This window comes from Acinetobacter variabilis (assembly GCF_000369625.1).
GTDB classification, from domain to species: domain Bacteria; phylum Pseudomonadota; class Gammaproteobacteria; order Pseudomonadales; family Moraxellaceae; genus Acinetobacter; species Acinetobacter variabilis.
Genome location: NZ_KB850113.1, coordinates 564,326 through 585,775 on the forward strand (window position 1 = coordinate 564,326; position 21,450 = coordinate 585,775).

The following is a 21,450-nucleotide window of genomic DNA, read 5'->3' on the forward strand; positions in this document are numbered from 1 at the left end:
CTTTATTATTTAACTCAAAAATGTTGAAACCCCAAAAAGCGGTGTCTTATTCTTCTCACCCGCTATTTCTCGAACTAGTTTAGGAACCAGATACCCCGGTAGGTTCGCTAAAACTTCTGTATAAATCTCATTGATGTGCTCAGCAGGTAAATCAAAATGATGCGCACCTCTTACTTTATCAAGTACATGTAAATAATAGGGCATCACGCCAGCATCAAACAAGCGATAGCTTAAATCAATCAAAACTTGAGCAGAATCATTAACCCCTTTTAATAAAACTGCCTGATTAAGTACCGTGATCTGATGCCGAACCAGCTGATTAAGCTGCTTACAGGTCAGGTCATCCAGCTCTGATGCATGGTTCGAGTGTACCACTAGAATAATACGTAGCCTACTGTTTTTTAACATGCTTAGTAGCTCTTCGTCGATCCGGTTTGGGATTACAATAGGAACTCGTGAATGTATTCTTAAAAATTTGAGATGTGGTACCGATTCTAGTCGTTCAATCCAGGTTTTTAATTTTCGGTTAGATAAGGTCAGTGGATCACCGCCACTCAGAATTACTTCATTAATATCTGGCTGGCTTTCCAGATATTGTTTGATATTAATCCAGTCCTCATTTTTAGGCAGGTTTTCCTGATAGGGAAAATGCCGGCGGAAACAGTAACGACAGTGAACTGCACAGGCGCCGGTTAAGGTCAGTAGAAAACGTGACTTATATTTATGTAGAACACCAGGTTGCTGGTTGGCCTGTTCTTCACCCAAGGGATCGGTGACAAATCCCGGATGATCTTCCAGTTCCAGATGATGCGGTAACACTTGTAATAAAAGTGGATCTAAAGGATTGCCTAGCTGCATTCTGGAAACAAAAGCTCGTGGCACACGTAATTTAAAGGCTTGAGAGGCCAGAAGAGCACCAGATAACAGCTGATCTGGGGAAAGCTGTAAAATCTGTAGTAGTTCCTGTGGATCGGTGATCAGGTCGCTCAGTTGCGATTGCCAATTTGCTTCTTGATATAAATACTGTGTCATGCCGGAAGATCAAAAAAAGATGAAGACGATAGCCAGAAGTGAGCAGTTTAGCAGTTTGTCTAGAGATGGGAATGTGAAAGCTGGCTAAAATTTCTCTAAACACGATCAGTTTGCTATGGTATGCAAAAGCATAGAGACTTTTATATGCTTGGAAGACTGGTTGTGCACCAGTATTGGAATAGCTGATGCTAAGTTAAGCAGTGTCAGCAAGTTAAAACCGATTTTTTCGTTGCGACTTGGTGTATTGCTCATTTAGAATACGCAACATTAAATGAATGTGCATGTGGCAACTCATGTTCGTGTCAGACTTGCTAAATGACATTGCAACAGCCCATAGCATCAATAGCTTAAAGTTAGTAAGTTTGGAGTGAGCCAATCATGGCCTATTATTCTACGAACGATTTCAAGTCTGGCCTGAAGGTTATGCTTGATGGTAACCCATGTTCAATCATGGAAAACGAATACGTTAAACCAGGTAAAGGCCAGGCGTTCAACCGCGTTAAATTACGTAACCTTCGCAGTGGTAAAGTTTTGGAAAAAACTTTTAAATCTGGTGATTCTCTAGAAGCTGCAGACATCGTAGAAGTAGAAATGGAATACTTGTACAACGATGGCGAAATGTGGAACTTCATGGATCCTGTAACTTTCGAACAGATCGCTGCTGATAAAACAGCAATGGGCGATGCTGCAAAATGGTTAAAAGACGATTCAAATGAAAAATGTACTATCATGTTGTGGAATGGCGTACCTTTAACAGTAAGCCCACCAAACTTTGTAGTATTAAAAATTGTTGAAACTGATCCGGGTGTTCGTGGCGATACTTCTGGCGGTGGCGGTAAACCAGCGAAACTTGAAACAGGTGCAGTAGTACGTGTTCCATTATTCGTTCAGCAAGAAGAAAGCGTTCGCGTAGACACCCGTACTGGTGACTATTTAGAACGTGCATAATGGTCGGAAAATAGACTATTATCAAAGGGGATGACTAAAATCGTCCCTTTTTTTATGCCAAAGTCTTAGAGGAATTCGAAAGGAACAAGCGTAAAGTCGCAAGGGAAAACAGCAGTACCTCGAATAAAAAAATCACGCTGATTTATATGCTTCACAAAATGAGGGATTGAATGGAAACTTTACAACAGAAGTCAACCATGACTTCGAAAATCATCTGGCTCCTGGTAGCCATAGTCGGGGCAGTCTCCTTCGGGATACTTGCACTCAGTCGTGGTGAGCATGTGAATGCAGTCTGGCTGGTACTGGCCGCAGCCTGTGTGTATAGCATCGCTTACCGTTTCTACAGTTTATTTATTGCCAATAAAGTTTTTGAACTGAACGCACGCCGTTTAACGCCTGCCCATCGTCTGGGTGATGGTCTGGATTATGTGCCGACCAATAAAAGTGTGTTATTCGGTCACCATTTTGCCGCGATTGCCGGTGCGGGTCCTTTAGTCGGTCCAATCCTTGCAGCACAGATGGGTTACTTGCCGGGCACGATCTGGCTACTGGTCGGTGTGGTACTGGCAGGTGCGGTACAGGACTTCCTGGTATTGTTTATTTCTACTCGTCGTGACGGCCGTTCACTGGGTGAAATGGCGAAACAGGAACTGGGTACCTTTGCCGGTATTATCGTGATGCTCGGTGCGCTGGGTGTGATGATCATCATCCTAGCAGTATTGGCGCTAGTCGTTGTTAAAGCACTGACCAACAGTCCATGGGGCGTATTCAGTATTGCCGCTACGATTCCGATCGCCATCTTCATGGGTATCTACATGCGATTTATCCGTCCGGGTAAAATTGCAGAAGTTTCGATCATTGGTTTCGTATTGATGATGCTTGGCATTATCTATGGTGAAAACGTTGCACAGCATCCCTACTGGGGACAGTTGTTCACTTTAACTGGTACTGAACTGACTTGGGCTTTGATCATTTATGGTTTTATTGCATCGGTATTGCCCGTCTGGTTATTACTTGCACCGCGTGACTATTTATCTACCTTCCTGAAAATTGGTGTGATTGCCGGTCTGGCGATTGGCATTCTGTTCGCGATGCCGGAAATGAAGTTGCCAGCGATTACCAAATTTGTCGATGGTACAGGCCCAGTATTCGCGGGTTCAATGTTCCCATTCCTGTTTATTACCATTGCCTGCGGTGCGATTTCCGGTTTCCACGCACTGGTTTCTTCAGGAACAACACCGAAACTGGTCAACAACGAACGCGATATCCGGATAATCGGCTATGGCGGTATGCTGATGGAATCCTTTGTAGCGATCATGGCTTTGATCTGTGCCGCGATTCTTGATCCAGGTGTGTACTTCGCGATTAACTCACCAGCAGCACTACTAGGTACAACCGTAGATACTGCGGCTGAAGCAGTACGTAATCTTGGTTTTGTGGTAACACCTGAAGCACTGACATTGCTGGCACAGGAAGTAGGTGAAAATTCGATTCTGTCACGTACGGGTGGTGCACCAACTTTCGCGATTGGTATGGCGCATATCATTACCGAAATCTTTAACAGTCGTGAAATGATGGCCTTCTGGTATCACTTTGCAATTCTGTTTGAAGCTTTATTCATTCTGACCGCAGTAGATGCGGGTACTCGTGCTTGTCGCTTCATGGTTCAGGACACAGTTGGTATCGTGATTCCTGCGGTAAAACAATCTCATAACTTCTTCGGTAATATGCTGGGTACAGCCGTTGCTGTTGCGGGTTGGGGCTTCTTCGTTTATCAAGGTGTCGTTGATCCATTAGGCGGTATTAACAGCTTATGGCCACTGTTCGGTATTGGTAACCAGATTCTGGCTGCAATGGCATTGATTCTGGGTACAGTCATCCTGTTCAAGATGAAGAAAGAGAAATATGTGTGGGTAACCATTGTTCCAACCGTATTCCTGTTTATTACTTCAATGACGGCCGGCTGGCAGAAGATTTTCCATGAAAATCCGAAAATCGGTTTCTTGGCACAGGCAGAGCGTTTCAATACGGCAATTGCGAATAATGAAATTCTGGCACCAGCGAAAACTCTGGCTGAAATGCAGACTGTTGCAATGTCGAACCAGATCAACGCAGCACTTTGTGGCTTCTTTATGATTGTGGCGTTTGTAATGCTATTTGCTGCAATTGGCGTAATCCGTCGCGCCCTGGCGAGCCCGGTACCAACCGTAAATGAAGCAGAAGCAGTATATGGTGATCCTGAAGAAATTCAGCCTGCAAAAGGACATTAAGGAGCAGCGCATGAACTTGAAGTTTGCTAAAGGTGGAAAAGCGGTTATCTATAAAATCATCAAGATGACCGTGATGTCACAAAAAGACCTGATCCTGAACCCGAAAAACTGGTCACGGATTACGACGTTGTGGCAGCGTTTACAGCAGAGTTTCCGCCTGATGGTGGGTGTGCCTGATTATCAGACCTATTTGGCGCATATGAAAAAGCACCATCCTGATCTGGAAGCGATGGACCCTAAAACATTTTATCGTCACTGTGTAGATTCGCGTTATCCATCTGCCGGTGGAGAGATGAAGAAGTGTCCATGCTAATGCATGAATAAAATGAGCGCCTTTCGGGGCGCTTTTTTATGGGAAAATTTTAGGATTCAAACAAGATAAAACAAAATCATGATCTATTTTGACATTGGGAATTTAAATTTTTAAAAGTCTTTACCTTTTAGGTATAAGTTCAGATCTCAAAGATTTTTAATAGCTTGTTATTTCTAATAAATATGCCAATCAAAATGCAACTTATCTAAACTTTAATCTTAAAGCTTCAATTAGTTCTTATAGCAAATCTAATCATGTAAAATTCCCAATTTATTCTGTAGAAATAAAGCCGGCAGATGACTGATCTTTGGGGAATTTTAAAAAACAGTGTATGTTAATCCTACAGCATGTTTTATTAGGGAAAATATTGTGATCTGGGGCATGAAACAAAAAGAAAAGCTGGATATTGCGCACGATAATGATGAGCTTGAACAGAAGCTGGCTGATTATGCACCCAAGATTCAAAAATTTTTCGAAGAAATTAATGCGATTGTTCTGGATAAACATGCACAGACCAGATTAGCACTATGCTGTCTGATTGCAGGCGGGCATGTTTTGTTTGAAGATTTACCTGGTTTGGGCAAGACAACATTGGCAAGCAGCCTAGCCCATCTCGCAGGACTGAAATTTCAGCGGATCCAGTTTACCAATGACATGCTGGCTAGTGATGTGATTGGTATCAATATGTTTAACCAGAAAGAACATCAGTTCGAGTTTAAACAGGGACCTATTTTTACCCAGATTTTGCTGGCAGATGAAATTAACCGTTCCAGTCCCAAAACTCAGAGTGCCTTGCTGGAAGCGATGGAAGAAGGCTATGCCACTGTGGATGGGATACGTTATGCCTTGCCTAAGCCATTTTGGGTAATCGCGACCCAGAACCCGTTATTTCAAAGTGGCACTTATGCCTTGCCTGAATCTCAGCTTGACCGCTTTTTAATGCGTCTATCTCTGGGTTATCCATCGCGACATGCTGAAAAATTGTTATTACAACAGGAATCTCGTTTTGCCTTGATCGCCAGCTTGGCACATGTGTTTAGCGAAAATGAAGTGCTGGAATTACAGCAGTTGACCCAGCAGATTTTTATCAGTGAAACGGTCCAGGAATATATGCTGGATCTTGCGGAAGAAACTCGCAAGAAACGCCAAGGCTTATCAACACGAGGTTTGCTGGCGCTTAAACGTGCAGCACAGGCCAATGCCATCATTCAGCAACGTAGCTTTGTAACTCCAGACGATGTGCAAGCCGTTTTTGTGGCAGTCGCCGCCCATCGTCTGGGACTGAGCGATGCAGAAACATTAAATGTGATGCAACAGGTTGCAGTCAGTTAAAGGAGTCCGCTCTTGGATAAAACCTGGCAAAACTGGCTGGCGAAACGTTTTCAATTTTCACAGCAAAAACAGCTTTCCCAAAAGGATGTACTGGTCTTTATTTATCAGCAGGGTTATCTATATCTGGTTCTGATTTTTATCACCTTTATTGCTGGCGTGAATTATGCCAATAACCTGATCTTAGGTTTCTGCTTTCTGATCAGTGCAGTGCTATGTGTCAGCTTCTATCTGACCTTTAAACAGTTGCATGATCTGGATATTGAAATGGTTGCTGAAGACGTCGGACAGGTGGGTCATGCACTCAATTTGCATTTTTATTTTCAGCAAGCCACAGCCCGGCCGCGTTATCTGTATATTAAGGCCGGCAATCAGCTGGAGAAAGTTTATCTGACTGAACAAAAGCAGCATTGGGTGCTGCCTTTTTATGCGGAACGTCGCGGTAAATTTGAGTATCCGGTGATTCAGATCTATTCGGTTTATCCTTTTGGTCTGGTTCGAGCCTGGACCTACCTTTATCATCATCAGTTTGCCTGGGTGGCACCCAAAGCCCAAAATAACACTTCGGAAAATAAGATTTATCAAAATAGCTTTGAACCGGATATGGATGAGTTCCGTGAATTACGAAATTATCAATCTGGAGACTCATTGCAGGCGGTTTCCTGGAAACAGTTTGCACGTGGGCAAGGCTTATATGTCAAAGTCTTTGAACAGTATCAGGATGAACATAGCATTGAGATTCATTATGAACATATGCCTAGCCAGTCGCATGAGGAGAAACTGGGCTTGATGATGGGACTGATTGAGCAATGTGAGCAGCAGCAATGTGCATATGCGTTACATTTACCACAGGTAGAATTGCCGCAGGGAGCAGGTGAAGAACAGTTACGTAAGGCTAAACAATTATTGGCTCAGGCATAACGGGTGAATCTATGATTGATGGAAAAATCCGAATTTCGATCGTCTTGACCCTAGGCTTGATCATCCTTGCCCAAGTAGCTTTCATCCCGGTGCTGCTCAGCATTATCTTTGTCATTAGCCTACTGTGTATCTGGATTTTTCTTAAACGGCAAAAACCATTTCCTAAAATAGGGACTTTTCTACTCACTAGTTTAGCATTAGGTAGTATTTATCTTAGCCACCAAAGTTTTATTGGAGTGGAGGCAGGTGTTGCAGTTCTTTCCACTTTTTTATTTGCCAAATCACTGGAAACGAAAAACCGGCGGGATCTGATTATCCTGTTTAATTTTGCGCTTTTTGTTGCGGCCAGTTCATTTCTATATAGCCAGTCTTTTGGTATGGCTGTTGTGATTATTCTATGCTTATTGAGCTGTCTAATTGGCTTATACCGGATTCAGACCAGTGAGTTTCAGCAGAGTCAGCAATCACCACGTATAGCCTTGCAGCAAGATGCCAAATATGTCGGCAGCTTTGTGCTTTATGCTCTGCCGTTTTTTATTTTGTTATTCATCTTCTTTCCGCGTTTGCCACCGCTTTGGCATATCCCGATTCCAGAAAATAAAGGCGTGACCGGGATCGGTGACAGTATGTCACCGGGAGATATTGCTGAATTATCTCAATCTAATGCTTTGGCTTTCCGGATTATTGGTGATGTTAGTAAACTGCCGCCACGTTCAGAGTTGTATTGGCGGGCATTGGTGCTAGATGAGTATGATGGACAACGCTGGACCAGTAGCTTTATTAATCAGCAGCCTTTAATCCGTCAGCCTGGAGAAGTTGTTCCAGTATCCCCATCAGGGTGGAATTACCAATATCTGGCTGCTGATCCTTCTGTGTTCTGGGTGATGGGGCTGGAAAAATCGATGCCTTTGGAACGCCGTTATTATAATCGTCAGGATTGGAGTATCGTACCAAGGCGTTTGACCCAAAGGGTAGAACCGATTCATCTGCAATGGCTAGGTAGTCAAAATACTGAAAGTATTTTACCGGAGCAATTTGTTCAGCGACTGAATACCCAGACTCAAGTCCATTTGGATACTCAGGCACAACAGTTGGCACAGCGTTTATATCTACAAAGTGGGGAGGATCCGCGACGTTATATCCGAACAGTCTTGAACTGGTACCAGCAAAATCATTTTGTATATACCCTGAAACCAGGTGTACTCGGCAAAAACCGGATTGATGAATTTCTGTTTAAATCCCGGCAGGGTTTTTGTGAACACTATGCTTCTAGTTTTGTCATGCTGATGCGATATGTTGGAATCCCGGCGCGTGTGGTCACAGGTTATCAAGGTGGACAATTGGCACCCGATGGGAAAAGTTGGGAGGTTCGTCAGTTGGATGCTCATGCCTGGACAGAAGTCTGGATTGACCAAAGATGGCAGCGTTTTGATCCTACCGCAATGGTAGCCCCGCAACGTATTGATGATGGGATGCAAAATTTAATCTCGCAAGATGAGCGAGTATGGGCAAGTAATTCTGGTTGGACATCACAGCGTAATGTATGGCTGACCAAACTAAGAGTCTGGAGTGATTATGCAAGTTACCAATGGCAAAGTAAGGTCGTGGGCTATAATGCTGAATCTCAACAAGGCTGGTTAGCGAAGCTAGGTCTAAGTTCAGTTTATTCCAGTGTGATCATTCTCATATCCGGTATTGGCATACTCATATTGCTTTATATTCTAAAAATCTACCTTAAAGCTCGACAATTACAGTCACCCTTTGATTACTCCATTCAGCAATTTAATCAGACTTTAAAAAAAGATTTAAAAAGACAACCTGCAGAGACTTTTCACCAATGGATGTTAAGGCTATCTCAGCAAGTTCAGGATAAAGATCAGTCTGTATTTTTTGAAGCAATCAGACTATTTGAAAAATCAATTTATTCTGGTAGGGAATTCTCAGACCAAGATCTGAAACAATTCAAAGATTTGCTTAAAACTTGTACGTATATATTGAAAATTAAATGAAAAGGCTTGTCTTAGGATCGAAAAATTTATAATATGCCAAGCATTCTAGGTGTATAGCTCAGTTGGTTAGAGCGCTACGTTGACATCGTAGAGGTCTCCAGTTCGAGTCTGGATACACCTACCAAGATTCAAAACTAATGTTATAAGGGTTTTAAGCGAAAACAGTAGCTTAAAACTTTTTTTTTATGCCTATAGTAAAAAGTACCTTTATCCGCATTATCTTTAAAATTACTGCTTTTTACCGATTATAAGGCTTAAATTACGTCATGAAACTATTTAAGTTAAGCTAAGAAAAAGCAAAAAGCAGGGCGTTTTGATATTCATTTTTATGACACGCGACATGAAGCACTCAACCCTTTGTGAATAATTAGAAATTATCGATTGATGTGCTGGCCCTGATCAATGGGCGTATATCAAGGTGCTTGTAAATACTTACTACATCCGGGATCGAAGATTTTGCTGACATGTTAGAGGCAGCATACGAAAAGCCTTATTCAGTTAATGGGGTAGGGTAACTATGTGGGTAGTGAGGCTGAGGATTTGTGTGTGATACGAGATTGTTAATCTTCAGTTATTGTAAAGTGATGAATTATTAGGTCAGTATTATTTGTATCATATATTATAGAAACTAATACATCATATATAGCAGTTAGCTCATCTAGGCTATTGAAAGCGCTCTTTCTATTTATACGCTTATACATATCAAAAGTATTTTTTTGAACTTCTTCGGCATGGTTAATTTTTTCTTTAGTGGGTGTAATTAACTTTCGAATATCACCTTCTATTACTTCGCTATTCTGATCGAGTGATTTGATAGACCCTTACGACAATTCTAATATTTTTTGTAAATTATTTATTTTTAATACGTTTTTATCCAAAGCTATGAGTAACATATTAAGGGATTGTATTTTTGATTCAAATTTTCTTTGTTCATCTGCACGATCTTTCTATTTTTTTTGCAATTTTTATCTGTTCAATTATTTGTCTATAATCAAAAATTGCAGACTTAGCGCTAATATGCCTATCAGAATCTGAATCTGTCCTGAATTGCTCTTAGCCCCTGTCGAAAAACTAACTAAATAATTCAGCATAAAATAAGTCCTTATTGTAAGTTAATCAGCATTCTACCCAAATTTAATTAGAAGATTCTTATTAATTAAACCAACGTACAGAGATGGATCCGTAAATTTGAACAACTCCTATAAGTGATATTCTGCTCCTCAAATGATGTTATAAACATCAATATATGGAGTATTTTATGGCACGTAGACCAAGAAGAAATCATTCAAATGATTTTAAAGCTAAGGTAGCACTTGCTGCGATTAAAGCAGAAAAAACACTTGCTGAATTGAGTGCTGAATTTGATGTTCATCAAAACCAAATTATTGACTGGAAAAATCAATTGATCTCAGCTTCCTCGCAAGCTTTCGATCAATCAAAAGCTCCATCAGAACCCCCCATTGATCTTAAAAAGTTACATGCAAAAATCGGTGAGCAGGCATTAGAAATTGATTTTTTAGAAGGTGTGTTGAAGAAACTGGGCCGCTTCAACCACAAAAGTTAATCGACGACTCACTTCAGATTTCAGTATCTAAGCAAGCTAAGCTGCTGAAAGTCTCCCGTGGTTGTTATTATTATCGCCCAAAACCTGTTAGCTCATCAGATCTGAAGCTGATGCGATGTATTGATGAATTACATATGCAATATCCTTTTGCAGGCAGTCGTATGATGCGTGATTTGTTGAATCGTCAAGGGCATCATATAGGACGACGTCATACACGTACTTTAATGAAGAAAATGGGTATTCAGGCGTTATATTGCAAACCAAATTTAAGCCAGGCTAATCAAGCTCACCGTAAATATCCATATCTGCTCAAAGGGTTGGCTATTCTGCGCAGTAATCAAGTGTGGTCTACGGATATAACGTATATTCCTATGGCAAAAGGCTTTGTTTATTTATGTGCTGTGATTGATTGGCATAGCCGCAAGGTACTTGCGCATAGGGTATCGATTAGTATGGATGTGGATTTTTGTATTTCGGTTTTAAATGAAGCGATTGAAAAATATGGATCACCTGAAATATTGAATACAGACCAAGGCAGTCAGTTCACCAGTGATGCATTTATTGATGTATTGAAATCAAATGGCATTCAAATCAGTATGGATGGTAAAGGTCGATGGGTAGATAATGTGATGGTTGAACGATTATGGCGGAGCGTTAAATATGAAGAGGTGTATCTCAAAGCTTATAGCAGTGTCACAGATGCGAAAAAGCAATTAAGTGCATATTTTGAGTTTTATAATTTGAAACGACCTCATTCGAGTCTAGACAAAATGACACCAAATGAGTTTTACTATGATCAGCTACCCCAACAAAACAAGGTGGCTTAACTAGAGCGGAATATCACTTATAAATACGCTTTTAGTTGTTCAAACAAGTGGGACCACCTCTGTACTGGCATCATCTAAAGCCTATTAAACCAATAAAACCAATTTTTTATTGCAATTACGGTCGATACATTTCCAGTGTTTGTAAAGGTAATTAAAAAAATGCACATAATTTAAACTGAAGAAAGAGTAGAAAGGTGACTATTATTTAGGTTGTCTTAAGCCTTCAGGATCAACTATCAATTTATCAGGTGCAGATCATAAATTTCGATAGGAAAGCACAGATCTGTTTCAATTCGCTTTTTAACCCATACTTATGGAAATTACGGTCATTGATAATTTATTTTCATGATACCCAACATGTAGATAAAAATTGATGGCAAAAAACTGAATTAAGCACACTTTAAGTTTATAGGTGAATTTGTTTGATTTTTAATTTAAGTAATTGAATTATAATGCTTAAATTATAGTTTTTGGTAAAATTAAGCAAAATTCGCAAATTAACCTTCTAATGCAAAAATCACATGGTTTGGCAATGTGCCAATTCGAAAAAAGGTTCATTTTCACGTAGAATACTGCTGTCGGTGAATCACACTGACGATCTATACGAATTTTTCAGGCAAAGTTGAATATGTATTGATATTCCTTTGACTAAGGTGCAACCAGCACCACTACTTTCAAAGTTTATTTAAGTAACCGGTTCGCTGAAATTAGGCCAAAAGCCTGATGATCAGAAACTCAATCCAAAGCAAGGGGCTATATATGGCTGGTGGAAAGTCAACAATCATTTACACACTGACCGACGAGGCGCCATTATTGGCGACTTACTCTCTACTGCCGATCATTGAGACCTTTACTAAGCCGGCGGGCGTTGAGATTATTAAGACAGACATCTCTGTAGCCGCACGCGTACTTGCAGAATTCGCAGACTATCTAAGCGATGAGCAGAAAGTTTCAGATAACCTGGCAGAATTAGGTCGTCTTACCCAAGATCCAGATACTAATATCATTAAACTCCCTAATATTAGTGCATCTGTTGCTCAGTTGACGTCATGTATTAAAGAACTTCAGTCTAAGGGCTATGCACTGCCTGACTATCCAGAAAACCCGACTACTGAAGAAGAAAAAGCAATTAAAGCGCGTTATAGCAAGTGCTTAGGTTCAGCAGTGAACCCGGTACTTCGTGAAGGTAACTCTGACCGTCGTGCGCCGACAGCAGTGAAAAACTACGCGAAAAAACACCCACATTCTATGGGTGAATGGAAACCTTGGTCACAAACTCACGTTTCACACATGCAAGAAGGCGACTTCTACCATGGTGAAAAGTCTATGACTTTAGACCGTGCGCGTAATGTGAAAATGGAACTGATCACTAAGTCTGGTGAAACTATCGTTCTTAAGCCAAAAGTTGCGCTTCAAGACGGTGAAATCATCGACTCAATGTTTATGAGCAAAAAAGCGCTTTGCGACTTCTATGAAAAAGAATTAGAAGATTGTAAAGAAGCTGGCATCCTGTTCTCTTTACACGTTAAAGCGACCATGATGAAAGTGTCACACCCGATCGTATTCGGTCACTGTGTGCGTATTTACTACAAAGATGCATTTGAGAAACACGGTAAACTGTTCGACGAGCTAGGCATTAACGTAAATAACGGTATGGCTGGTCTTTACGAAAAAATCGAATCTTTACCGACTTCTTTACGTGAAGAAATCATTGAAGATCTTCATGCATGTCAAGAACACCGTCCAGCACTTGCGATGGTTGATTCAGCAAAAGGTATTACTAACTTCCATTCTCCAAACGACGTGATTGTAGATGCTTCTATGCCTGCAATGATCCGTACTGGCGGTAAAATGTGGGGTGCTGATGGTAAACCTTACGACTGTAAAGCAGTCATGCCTGAATCTACTTTCGCACGTATTTACCAGGAAATGATCAACTTCTGTAAATGGAATGGTAACTTCGACCCACGTACTATGGGTACAGTTCCTAACGTTGGTCTGATGGCTCAAAAAGCTGAAGAATACGGTTCTCACGACAAGACTTTCGAAATTCCAGAAGCTGGTGTTGCGAACATCACTGACCTTGAAACAGGTGAAGTGTTGATGTCTCAAAACGTGGAAGAAGGCGATATCTGGCGTATGTGCCAGGTGAAAGACGCACCGATCCGCGACTGGGTGAAATTGGCTGTAACTCGTGCACGTAACTCTGGCATGCCTGCTATCTTCTGGCTTGACCCGTACCGTCCACACGAAAACGAACTGATCAAAAAAGTTCAAACATACCTAAAAGACCACGATACAGAAGGTTTAGACATCCAAATCATGTCTCAAGTACGTGCGATGCGTTATACACTTGAACGTGTTGCTCGCGGTCTGGATACGATTTCTGTAACTGGTAACATCCTGCGTGACTACCTGACTGACTTGTTCCCAATCATGGAACTGGGTACTTCTGCGAAAATGCTGTCTATCGTGCCTTTAATGGCAGGTGGCGGTATGTACGAAACTGGTGCTGGTGGTTCTGCGCCTAAACATGTACAACAGTTGGTAGAAGAAAACCACTTACGTTGGGATTCTCTAGGGGAGTTCTTGGCATTGGCTGTTTCTCTGGAAGAAATGGGCATTAAAGAAAACAATGCACGTGCGAAACTGCTTGCGAAAACACTGGATGCTGCGACTGGTAAATTGCTTGACAATGACAAGTCTCCCTCACGTCGTACTGGCGAGCTAGACAACCGTGGCAGCCACTTCTACCTAGCTAAATTCTGGGCTGAAGAACTTGTAGCGCAAGACGAAGATGCAGAATTGAAAGCGAAATTTGCACCGATCGCTCAATCTCTTGCTGAAAATGAAGAGAAGATCGTAAGCGAATTGAATGCAGTTCAAGGCCAATCTGTAGATATCGGTGGTTACTATGCGGTTGATCCTGCGAAAGTAAATGCTGTAATGCGTCCAAGTGCTACATTGAACCAAATCATTGAGTCACTAAACGCTTAATCAGGCTGTACTAGCTTTAAAGATCGTAAAGTGAATAAAACCGGTGCTTAGGCGCCGGTTTTTTATTGTTTTTAGATATACATTTAAATAATAAATGAAGGAAATAGGATACGAGTTAAGTTTCTGATCTATCATTATTTGATTAAATGATCGAGATGATTAAAAAATAATTCTGAACTTGTTATATTGATTTAAAGTATAAACGCTATATTAAAAAAGGTTTTATTGACCTGGGTAGGGTAGAGCCATGAGTAATCAGATATTCATACAGCAGACTTTTGATGGTCCGGTGGATATTATTGGCGATATTCATGGTGAGATCGACGCGCTACAACAATTGTTAGAAGTATTGGGCTACGATCTGCAAGGTCGTCATTCTGAACAGCGTAAACTGATTTTTGTCGGGGATCTGTGTGATCGTGGACCAGACAGTATCGCTGTCATCAGACAGGTTAAAACCTTAATAGAAAATGGCAATGCGCAATGCATTCTAGGTAATCATGAAATCAACTTGTTAACCGATACGCTACGGGAAGGCAATGGCTGGTTTTTTGGTTCACCGCATCAGGATGATCTCAAAACTTTTGATTCAGTTCAGGCTTCAATTCAGGATCGTGCATGGATTCTAGAATTTCTAAACAGCCTGCCTTTGGCTCTAGATGCACCCCATTTAAGAATTGTGCATGCTTGCTGGGATACGCAGGCAATTCAACAATTGAAATCTGTTCCTTTTAATTCAATCAGACAGGCTTATGATTATTTTGTCCTGAAAAATGAGCTTGAGTTGCAGACGTTAGGCTTTGATGAATATATCCAGAGTGAACAGCAGCAATACCAAGGACAATTCAAGGATCCAGCAGCTAGCATTCCCTTATTAAAATATATCGCTGAGAAAGAGTTACGCGACCAGATGCAAAATCCGATTCGTACCTTAAGCTCAGGCGCAGAGAAAATTGCGCAACGTCCAGTCTATGCAGGGGGACGCTGGCGCATGATTGATCGTTTGCCATGGTGGGAGTGTTATACAGATACGATACCTGTCGTGATTGGCCATTATTGGCGAAACTTTAAAAACACCGAAGAAAAATCCGGTCTGTTTAAGCATATTGATGCCCTGCAATGGTTTGGACAGCAGCAGAATGTATTCTGTGTGGACTATTCAGTAGGCAGGCGTTATCGTGACCGACAGCAACAGGCTGAGTATGCTCATCATCTTGGGGCTTTAAGACTGCCTGAAAATCTGGTGATTTTTGAAGATGACCAGCAGTATTTCACTCAAAAAATGACGTAAAAAAAGCAGCCACGAAGACTGCTTTTTTAATGAAATTAGCGGATCATTCCACTTCTACAATTTCAAAATCGTGGGTGATTTCGACACCACCATCAGACAGCATTTTGCTGGCAGAGCAGTATTTCTCAGCAGAAAGCTCTACCGCTTTAGCGACTTGTTTCTCTTTGATGCCTTTACCGCTGACCACAAAGTGTAAATGGATTTTGGTAAATACTGCAGGAATTGTATCGGCGCGTTCTGCTTTTAATTCACAGCGAACATCAGTAATTTCCTGACGTGCTTTCTTTAAAATTGTCACAATGTCAAAAGAAGCACAACCGCCCAGACCGGTTAAAATCAGTTCCATTGGGCGAGGACCACGGTTTTCACCGCCATATTCAGGTGAACCATCCATGATGATACTGTGACCACTTTGAGTTTTTGCTTCAAAAGCAACATTCTCTAGCCAATGAACACTCGTTTGCATTGCAACTACCTAAAAAAAGCTATAAATTTACGAAGTAACTGTACACTAACATAAATTGGGTTGATAAGGAATTTCAATCCCACTGTGTGACAAGTTCACATTAGGTCTTGTGCGATCTATAAATTATCCATATTCGGAACTGTAAGCATGACTTCAAACTTTTCACAATTAAGCACAGACGCACTTTCGCCGGGGCAACTACCTGTATCAGTGAAAGCGTTATTAAAACGTGCATATATCAATCGCTATCCAAAACGTACCACGATCGTGGATGCAGGGTCAGAATCTAAATCTCTGTATTTAATTCTGAAGGGGTCTGTGTCTATCATTCTTCGTGAAGATGATGAACGTGAGATTGTGGTAGCTTATTTAAATGCGGGAGACTTCTTTGGGGAAATGGGTCTTTTCGAAGCAAATCCACAGCGTACTGCGGAAGTGCGTACTCGTGATGTCTGTGAAATTGCTGAAATTACCTATGAAAACTTTCATGAAATTAGCAAACAATATCCAGACCTTAGCTATGCAGTTTTTGCCCAGCTGGTTCGCCGTCTGAAAAATACCACACGTAAAGTGACTGACCTGGCATTTATTGATGTATCTGGTCGTATTGCGCGTTGTCTGATTGACCTGTCATCTCAGCCAGAAGCGATGATCTTGCCAAATGGTCGTCAAATCCGTATTACCCGTCAGGAAATCGGCCGTATTGTAGGCTGTTCACGTGAAATGGTCGGTCGTGTTCTAAAAACTCTAGAAGAACAGGGCATGATTGAAACCGATGGTAAGGCGATTCTGATTTTTGATGCATCGCTGGAAGAACCTGAAGCACTGGGTGCTGGCGAGTTCGAAGACGAATAAGCCAAAAGCACGATAAAAAGCAAATCTTCGGGTTTGCTTTTTTTATTCCTGTTTAAAAATTTCAGCCTGATTTAGAACATAACAAATTGGCACAAGCTTGTTAGAAAAGATGATTTAAGTCCGTCTTATAATTCCGATAGGCTATAGCACACTTGCTCTTGATAAATAACAGATAAACTTAAAGGACATTTTTATGCAATTCAGACCATTGGCGGATACGGGAATCTTATTGCCAGAAATCTGTTTGGGCACCATGACTTTTGGTGAGCAAAATACTCAGGAAGAGGCTTTTCAGCAATTAGACTATGCCTTGGATCAAGGTTTATATTTCTGGGATACCGCAGAAATGTATCCAGTGCCACCTAAGGCAGAAACGCAGGGTGCAACTGAACGCATTATTGGTAACTGGATTGCTTCACGCGGTGGTCGTGACAAACTGTTTTTAGCTTCGAAAATTGCGGGTCCGTCACAAGGTGGGAGCCATATCCGTGATGGTCAGACTAAGTTCGTGGCTTCGGAAATTGCATCAGCAATTGATAATTCATTGTCACGTTTGCAAACTGATTATATCGATCTGTACCAATTGCACTGGCCACAGCGTGCGACTAATTTCTTTGGCAAGCTGGGTTATGGCAATGCAGAAGCTGCAGATGATCGTGCCGTAACGAATCTGGAAGAAACCCTGACGGCTTTGCATGACGAAATTAAGAAGGGTCGTATCCGTTATATTGGCCTGTCGAATGAAACCCCTTGGGGCACCATGAAGTTCCTGCATCTGGCAGAGAAACTGGGACTGTCCAAATTTGTTAGCGTGCAAAATCCATATAGCCTACTGAATCGTACTTATGAAATTGGCATGTCGGAAATTGCCAAATATGAAGGTGTGGGTTTGTTGGCTTATTCACCGCTGGCATTTGGTTATCTGACTGGTAAATTCCGCAATGGTGCACGTCCAGCCAATGCACGTGTGACTTTATTCTCTCGTTTTAGCCGTTATAGCAATCCGGAAAGCGAGTGGGCCGTCGAGCAATATGCACAACTGGCTGAGCAGCATGGCCTGACATTAACCCAGTTGTCACTGGCTTTCATTAAACAGCAGTTCTTCGTGACCAGTACCATTATCGGTGCGACCAATCTGGATCAGCTCAAAGAAAACATTCAGGCGTTTGACGTGAATCTGTCTGAAGAAGTCTTGCAGGGCATTGAAGTGATTCACCGTCAGCAGCCCAATCCGGCACCATAATCGTTTAATTGTTCTCTTTAAATGCCCTCCAAGTGAGGGTATTTATTGTTTCAATAAAGGATCAAATTTAATGATAAACAATATAGCAAGAAAAGGATAAAGGCAGCATAATCAAAACAAGATTCATCAATAGAATTTGACAAAAATGAATAATGAAACGGATATTTCTAAATCCCAAGTATTAGCTATAGCAATATTCAATCTCGCTGAACAGTTGCAATTGCAAGAATTTGAGCTTGCATTAGTTCTGGATCTATCTAAAGCAGAATTATCGTCAATCATAAATCAAAAAGAATTAGAACCAGATACTACCGCAGGTAAAAGAGCAATAACTTTAATCAATATCTATCAGGCATTATTTAGTCTGACTGGTGGAGACTTGAGCTGGATGCGCCAGTTTATCAATTCGCCTAACAAGCTTTTGGATGAGCAAACGCCAAGATCCTTGATACAAACAGAACATGGTTTGAGTGCAGTATTGCGATTACTAGGACGCTTGCAACCGCACTAAAAGTCTTTCTCTATTTTCTACCCAGCCGAAAAATAGCAGAGTCAATTAAATCAGATATTAATTATTGATCTTCACTTTAAAAATTCTACTTTCCCTCACTTGAAATATTTTCCTGGAATACCAATATTAATACTGATAACTCTGTCCATTATTAAATTAAGTTTTTGAAAAATAAATAAAAAAATTATTTGAAATTTTATTTCCAGCACCCATATATTTATCAAGTAGAAAATTTGTTGTGAGGAATAACAAGAATGCGTTTTGAGAAATTTACTAATCGCTTACAGCAAACCCTTTCCGATGCGCAATCTCTGGCAATGAGCAAGGATCATGCTGCCATTGAAGGGATTCACATCTTGTCCACCTTGATGGAAGAAGCATCGAATGTGAGCTTGCTGCAACAGGCAGGAGCGAACCTGCGTGAACTGCAAAGCAAAGTACAAACTGCGCTAAATAATGTAGCTACGCTCGGTAATCCCTCTGCCGATATCAATATCAGTCAGGAAGCAGCCAAAGCCCTGCATCTTGCGGACAGTTATGCACAGAAAGCAGGAGATGAGTTCCTGTCCACTGACTGGGTATTACTGGCACTTGCAGAAACGGGTGCCACCAAAACCTTATTAAACAGTGTTGGCGTAAAAACAGAAACTTTACGACAGGTTATTAATCAAATTCGAGGCGATGAAAAAGTCATGAGCAATAATCATGAAGATCAACGGGACTCACTGAATAAATATACGATTGATTTAACTGAACGTGCCATGGCAGGCAAACTTGACCCGGTGATTGGTCGTGATGATGAAATCCGTCGTACGATTCAGGTGCTGTCACGCCGTACCAAAAACAACCCGGTACTGATCGGTGAGCCAGGTGTCGGTAAAACTGCGATTGTCGAAGGTCTGGCACAACGTATTGTCAATGGTGAAGTTCCAGAAGGCCTGAAAGGCAAACGCGTTCTGTCACTGGACTTGGGTTCATTGTTAGCTGGTGCCAAATATCGTGGTGAGTTCGAGGAACGTCTAAAAGCTGTTCTGAAAGATCTGGCTAAACATGAAGGCGAAATCATCCTGTTCATTGACGAGCTGCATACATTGGTCGGTGCCGGTAAAGGTGATGGTGCTATGGATGCGGGTAACATGCTGAAACCTGCATTAGCGCGCGGTGAATTACGCTGTGTCGGTGCAACGACTCTGGATGAATACCGTCAGTACATTGAAAAAGATGCAGCCTTAGAGCGTCGTTTCCAGAAAGTGCTGGTGGATGAACCAAGCGTGGAAGACACCATCGCGATCCTGCGTGGTCTGAAAGACCGTTATGCGACTCACCATGGTGTGCAGATTCTGGACTCAGCAATTATTGCTGCGGCGAAAATGTCACATCGTTACATCACTGACCGTCAATTGCCTGATAAAGCCATTGACCTGATTGATGAAGCAGCATCCCGTATCAAAATGGAGCTGGATTCTAAACCTGAAGCACTGGATAAACTCGAACGCCGTCTGATTCAGCTGAAGATGCAGCTTGAAGCGGTGAAAAAAGATGCAGATTCTGGTGCGCAGGGCGAAGTGAAACACCTGGAAGAGCAGATTGCCACTGTAGAGAAAGAGTACAGCGAACTGGAAGAAATCTGGCGTGCCGATAAAGCGCTGGTAGCAGGCAACAAAGACATTCAGGTGAAACTGGATCAGGCTCGCATTGCTCTGGAAAAAGCCCAGCGTGAAGGTGATCTGGCTGAAGCAGCACGTTATCAGTATGGTGTAATTCCGGAGCTGCAAAAACAGCTGGAACGTATTGAAGCGGCTGAAGAAAGCGAAGCACCAAAACTGCTACGTGACAAAGTCACTGACAATGAGATCGCTGAAGTAGTCAGTGCTGCGACCGGTATTCCTGTAGCAAAAATGCTGCAAGGTGAGCGTGACAAACTGCTGCATATGGAAGACTTCCTGCACAATCGTATTGTTGGTCAGGAAGAAGCCGTAGTGGCTGTATCTAATGCTGTACGTCGCTCACGTGCTGGCTTGTCAGATCCAAACCGTCCAAGTGGTTCATTCCTGTTCTTAGGCCCAACAGGTGTGGGTAAAACAGAATTGACCAAAGCCTTGGCGAACTTCCTGTTCGACAGTGACGATGCCATGATCCGAATCGACATGTCCGAATTTATGGAAAAACATTCGGTGAGCCGCTTGGTCGGTGCACCTCCGGGCTATGTCGGTTATGAAGAAGGTGGTGTGCTGACTGAAGCGGTGCGCCGTAAACCATATAGCGTGGTGTTATTCGATGAAGTCGAAAAAGCGCATCCGGATGTGTTCAACATTCTGCTGCAAGTGCTGGACGATGGTCGTCTGACCGACTCGCAAGGCCGTGTGGTGGATTTTAAAAATACCGTGATTGTGATGACTTCGAACCTGGGTTCACAAGATGTCCGTGAGCTGGGTGATAAAGCAACTCGTGAAGAAGTCCGTACAGTGGTGATGAATGCGGTATCGGAACATTTCCGTCCAGAGTTTATCAACCGTATTGATGAGCTAGTGGTGTTCCATGCACTGGAAAAAGACCAGATCCGTGGTATTGCTGATATCCAGTTGAACCGCTTGCGTCAACGTCTGGCAGAACGCGATATGCGTCTGTCTGTGGATGACAGTGCTTTCGATCAGTTAATCGAAGCTGGTTTCGATCCGTTGTATGGTGCGCGTCCATTAAAACGTGCGATCCAGCAACGTATTGAAAATGGCTTGGCACAAAGCATCCTGGCAGGTGAGTTTGGTCCTGGTGATACTATCGTCGTTCGTGGTGAAAGCGGCGAACTGGTCTTTGAAAAATTGAAACTCAGCTAATACCAGTTTTCCTCGCAACAAAAAACCCAGCCTAGGCTGG

At 42.0% G+C, this 21,450-nt stretch carries 15 protein-coding genes and 1 tRNA gene; 14 read left to right on the forward strand and 2 right to left on the reverse strand.

Features of this window, described 5'->3' with window-relative positions:
• Positions 1-9: 9 nt before the first annotated feature.
• The gene (epmB, locus tag F897_RS08350; RefSeq protein WP_005235010.1) at positions 10-1,032 is read right to left on the reverse strand and encodes an EF-P beta-lysylation protein EpmB; all 1,023 of its coding nucleotides are present in this window, start codon (positions 1,030-1,032) and stop codon (positions 10-12) included.
• A gap of 378 nt (positions 1,033-1,410) precedes the next feature.
• Here epmB and efp point away from each other — a divergent pair, with 378 nt between their 5' ends.
• From efp to F897_RS08405, 10 genes are all read left to right on the forward strand, one after another.
• Positions 1,411-1,980 (forward strand): elongation factor P, encoded by a 570-nt coding sequence (gene efp, locus F897_RS08355; protein ID WP_004782608.1) that lies wholly within the window; start codon positions 1,411-1,413, stop codon positions 1,978-1,980.
• A gap of 170 nt (positions 1,981-2,150) precedes the next feature.
• A complete protein-coding gene (locus F897_RS08360; RefSeq protein WP_005235012.1) occupies positions 2,151-4,250 on the forward strand; it encodes a carbon starvation CstA family protein in 2,100 nt (699 codons plus the stop codon).
• Between the two features lie 10 nt (positions 4,251-4,260).
• A complete protein-coding gene (locus tag F897_RS08365) occupies positions 4,261-4,563 on the forward strand; it encodes a YbdD/YjiX family protein (protein WP_005235014.1) in 303 nt (100 codons plus the stop codon).
• Between the two features lie 381 nt (positions 4,564-4,944).
• Positions 4,945-5,895, forward strand: a complete 951-nt coding sequence (locus F897_RS08370) for an AAA family ATPase (RefSeq protein ID WP_005235015.1) — start codon at positions 4,945-4,947, stop codon at positions 5,893-5,895.
• A 12-nt stretch (positions 5,896-5,907) separates the two neighbouring features.
• The gene (locus tag F897_RS08375; RefSeq protein WP_005235017.1) at positions 5,908-6,813 is read left to right on the forward strand and encodes a DUF58 domain-containing protein; all 906 of its coding nucleotides are present in this window, start codon (positions 5,908-5,910) and stop codon (positions 6,811-6,813) included.
• Positions 6,814-6,824: 11 nt separating this feature from the next.
• A complete protein-coding gene (locus F897_RS08380) occupies positions 6,825-8,822 on the forward strand; it encodes a transglutaminase TgpA family protein (RefSeq protein WP_005235019.1) in 1,998 nt (665 codons plus the stop codon).
• Positions 8,823-8,869: 47 nt separating this feature from the next.
• Positions 8,870-8,946: transfer RNA gene (locus tag F897_RS08385), tRNA-Val, on the forward strand.
• A gap of 1,122 nt (positions 8,947-10,068) precedes the next feature.
• Positions 10,069-11,213, forward strand: a protein-coding gene (locus tag F897_RS17055; RefSeq protein ID WP_122959110.1) for an IS3 family transposase whose coding sequence is annotated in 2 segments (ribosomal slippage) — positions 10,069-10,333 and positions 10,333-11,213 — 1,146 coding nt in all. Because the reading frame shifts where the segments join, the coding sequence is not laid out codon by codon here.
• A gap of 759 nt (positions 11,214-11,972) precedes the next feature.
• On the forward strand, positions 11,973-14,210 hold the full coding sequence (locus F897_RS08400; protein ID WP_005235022.1) for an NADP-dependent isocitrate dehydrogenase: 2,238 nt from the start codon (positions 11,973-11,975) through the stop codon (positions 14,208-14,210).
• Between the two features lie 247 nt (positions 14,211-14,457).
• Positions 14,458-15,501 (forward strand): metallophosphoesterase, encoded by a 1,044-nt coding sequence (locus F897_RS08405; RefSeq protein WP_005235025.1) that lies wholly within the window; start codon positions 14,458-14,460, stop codon positions 15,499-15,501.
• 43 nt (positions 15,502-15,544) lie between these two features.
• Here F897_RS08405 and F897_RS08410 read toward each other — a convergent pair whose 3' ends face one another.
• Positions 15,545-15,967 carry an OsmC family protein gene (locus F897_RS08410; RefSeq protein WP_004782528.1) on the reverse strand — a complete coding sequence of 141 codons (423 nt, stop codon included), beginning with the start codon at positions 15,965-15,967 and terminating at the stop codon, positions 15,545-15,547.
• A 147-nt stretch (positions 15,968-16,114) separates the two neighbouring features.
• Between F897_RS08410 and crp the strand changes: the two genes are divergently transcribed.
• The 4 genes from crp to clpB all read left to right on the forward strand — a co-directional run bounded on the left by crp (position 16,115) and on the right by clpB (position 21,410).
• A complete protein-coding gene (gene crp / locus F897_RS08415) occupies positions 16,115-16,822 on the forward strand; it encodes a cAMP-activated global transcriptional regulator CRP (RefSeq protein ID WP_005235028.1) in 708 nt (235 codons plus the stop codon).
• A 193-nt stretch (positions 16,823-17,015) separates the two neighbouring features.
• The gene (locus F897_RS08420) at positions 17,016-18,065 is read left to right on the forward strand and encodes an NADP(H)-dependent aldo-keto reductase (protein WP_005235029.1); all 1,050 of its coding nucleotides are present in this window, start codon (positions 17,016-17,018) and stop codon (positions 18,063-18,065) included.
• Between the two features lie 145 nt (positions 18,066-18,210).
• Positions 18,211-18,576 (forward strand): MbcA/ParS/Xre antitoxin family protein, encoded by a 366-nt coding sequence (locus tag F897_RS08425; RefSeq protein ID WP_005235031.1) that lies wholly within the window; start codon positions 18,211-18,213, stop codon positions 18,574-18,576.
• 254 nt (positions 18,577-18,830) lie between these two features.
• Positions 18,831-21,410, forward strand: a complete 2,580-nt coding sequence (gene clpB, locus F897_RS08430; RefSeq protein WP_005235032.1) for an ATP-dependent chaperone ClpB — start codon at positions 18,831-18,833, stop codon at positions 21,408-21,410.
• The last annotated feature ends 40 nt before the right edge of the window (positions 21,411-21,450 follow it).

Excerpts from the sequence above, each read along its gene's own strand:
- F897_RS08410 (WP_004782528.1), bottom strand. The coding sequence starts at position 15,967 with ATGCAAACGAGTGTTCATTGGCTAGAGAATGTTGCTTTTGAAGCAAAA.
- F897_RS08420 (WP_005235029.1), top strand. The coding sequence starts at position 17,016 with ATGCAATTCAGACCATTGGCGGATACGGGAATCTTATTGCCAGAAATC.
- clpB (WP_005235032.1), top strand. The coding sequence starts at position 18,831 with ATGCGTTTTGAGAAATTTACTAATCGCTTACAGCAAACCCTTTCCGAT.
- F897_RS08365 (WP_005235014.1), top strand. The coding sequence starts at position 4,261 with ATGAACTTGAAGTTTGCTAAAGGTGGAAAAGCGGTTATCTATAAAATC.
- F897_RS08380 (WP_005235019.1), top strand. The coding sequence starts at position 6,825 with ATGATTGATGGAAAAATCCGAATTTCGATCGTCTTGACCCTAGGCTTG.
- F897_RS08360 (WP_005235012.1), top strand. The coding sequence starts at position 2,151 with ATGGAAACTTTACAACAGAAGTCAACCATGACTTCGAAAATCATCTGG.
- epmB (WP_005235010.1), bottom strand. The coding sequence starts at position 1,032 with ATGACACAGTATTTATATCAAGAAGCAAATTGGCAATCGCAACTGAGC.
- F897_RS08370 (WP_005235015.1), top strand. The coding sequence starts at position 4,945 with ATGAAACAAAAAGAAAAGCTGGATATTGCGCACGATAATGATGAGCTT.
- F897_RS08425 (WP_005235031.1), top strand. The coding sequence starts at position 18,211 with ATGAATAATGAAACGGATATTTCTAAATCCCAAGTATTAGCTATAGCA.
- efp (WP_004782608.1), top strand. The coding sequence starts at position 1,411 with ATGGCCTATTATTCTACGAACGATTTCAAGTCTGGCCTGAAGGTTATG.
- crp (WP_005235028.1), top strand. The coding sequence starts at position 16,115 with ATGACTTCAAACTTTTCACAATTAAGCACAGACGCACTTTCGCCGGGG.
- F897_RS08405 (WP_005235025.1), top strand. The coding sequence starts at position 14,458 with ATGAGTAATCAGATATTCATACAGCAGACTTTTGATGGTCCGGTGGAT.
- F897_RS08400 (WP_005235022.1), top strand. The coding sequence starts at position 11,973 with ATGGCTGGTGGAAAGTCAACAATCATTTACACACTGACCGACGAGGCG.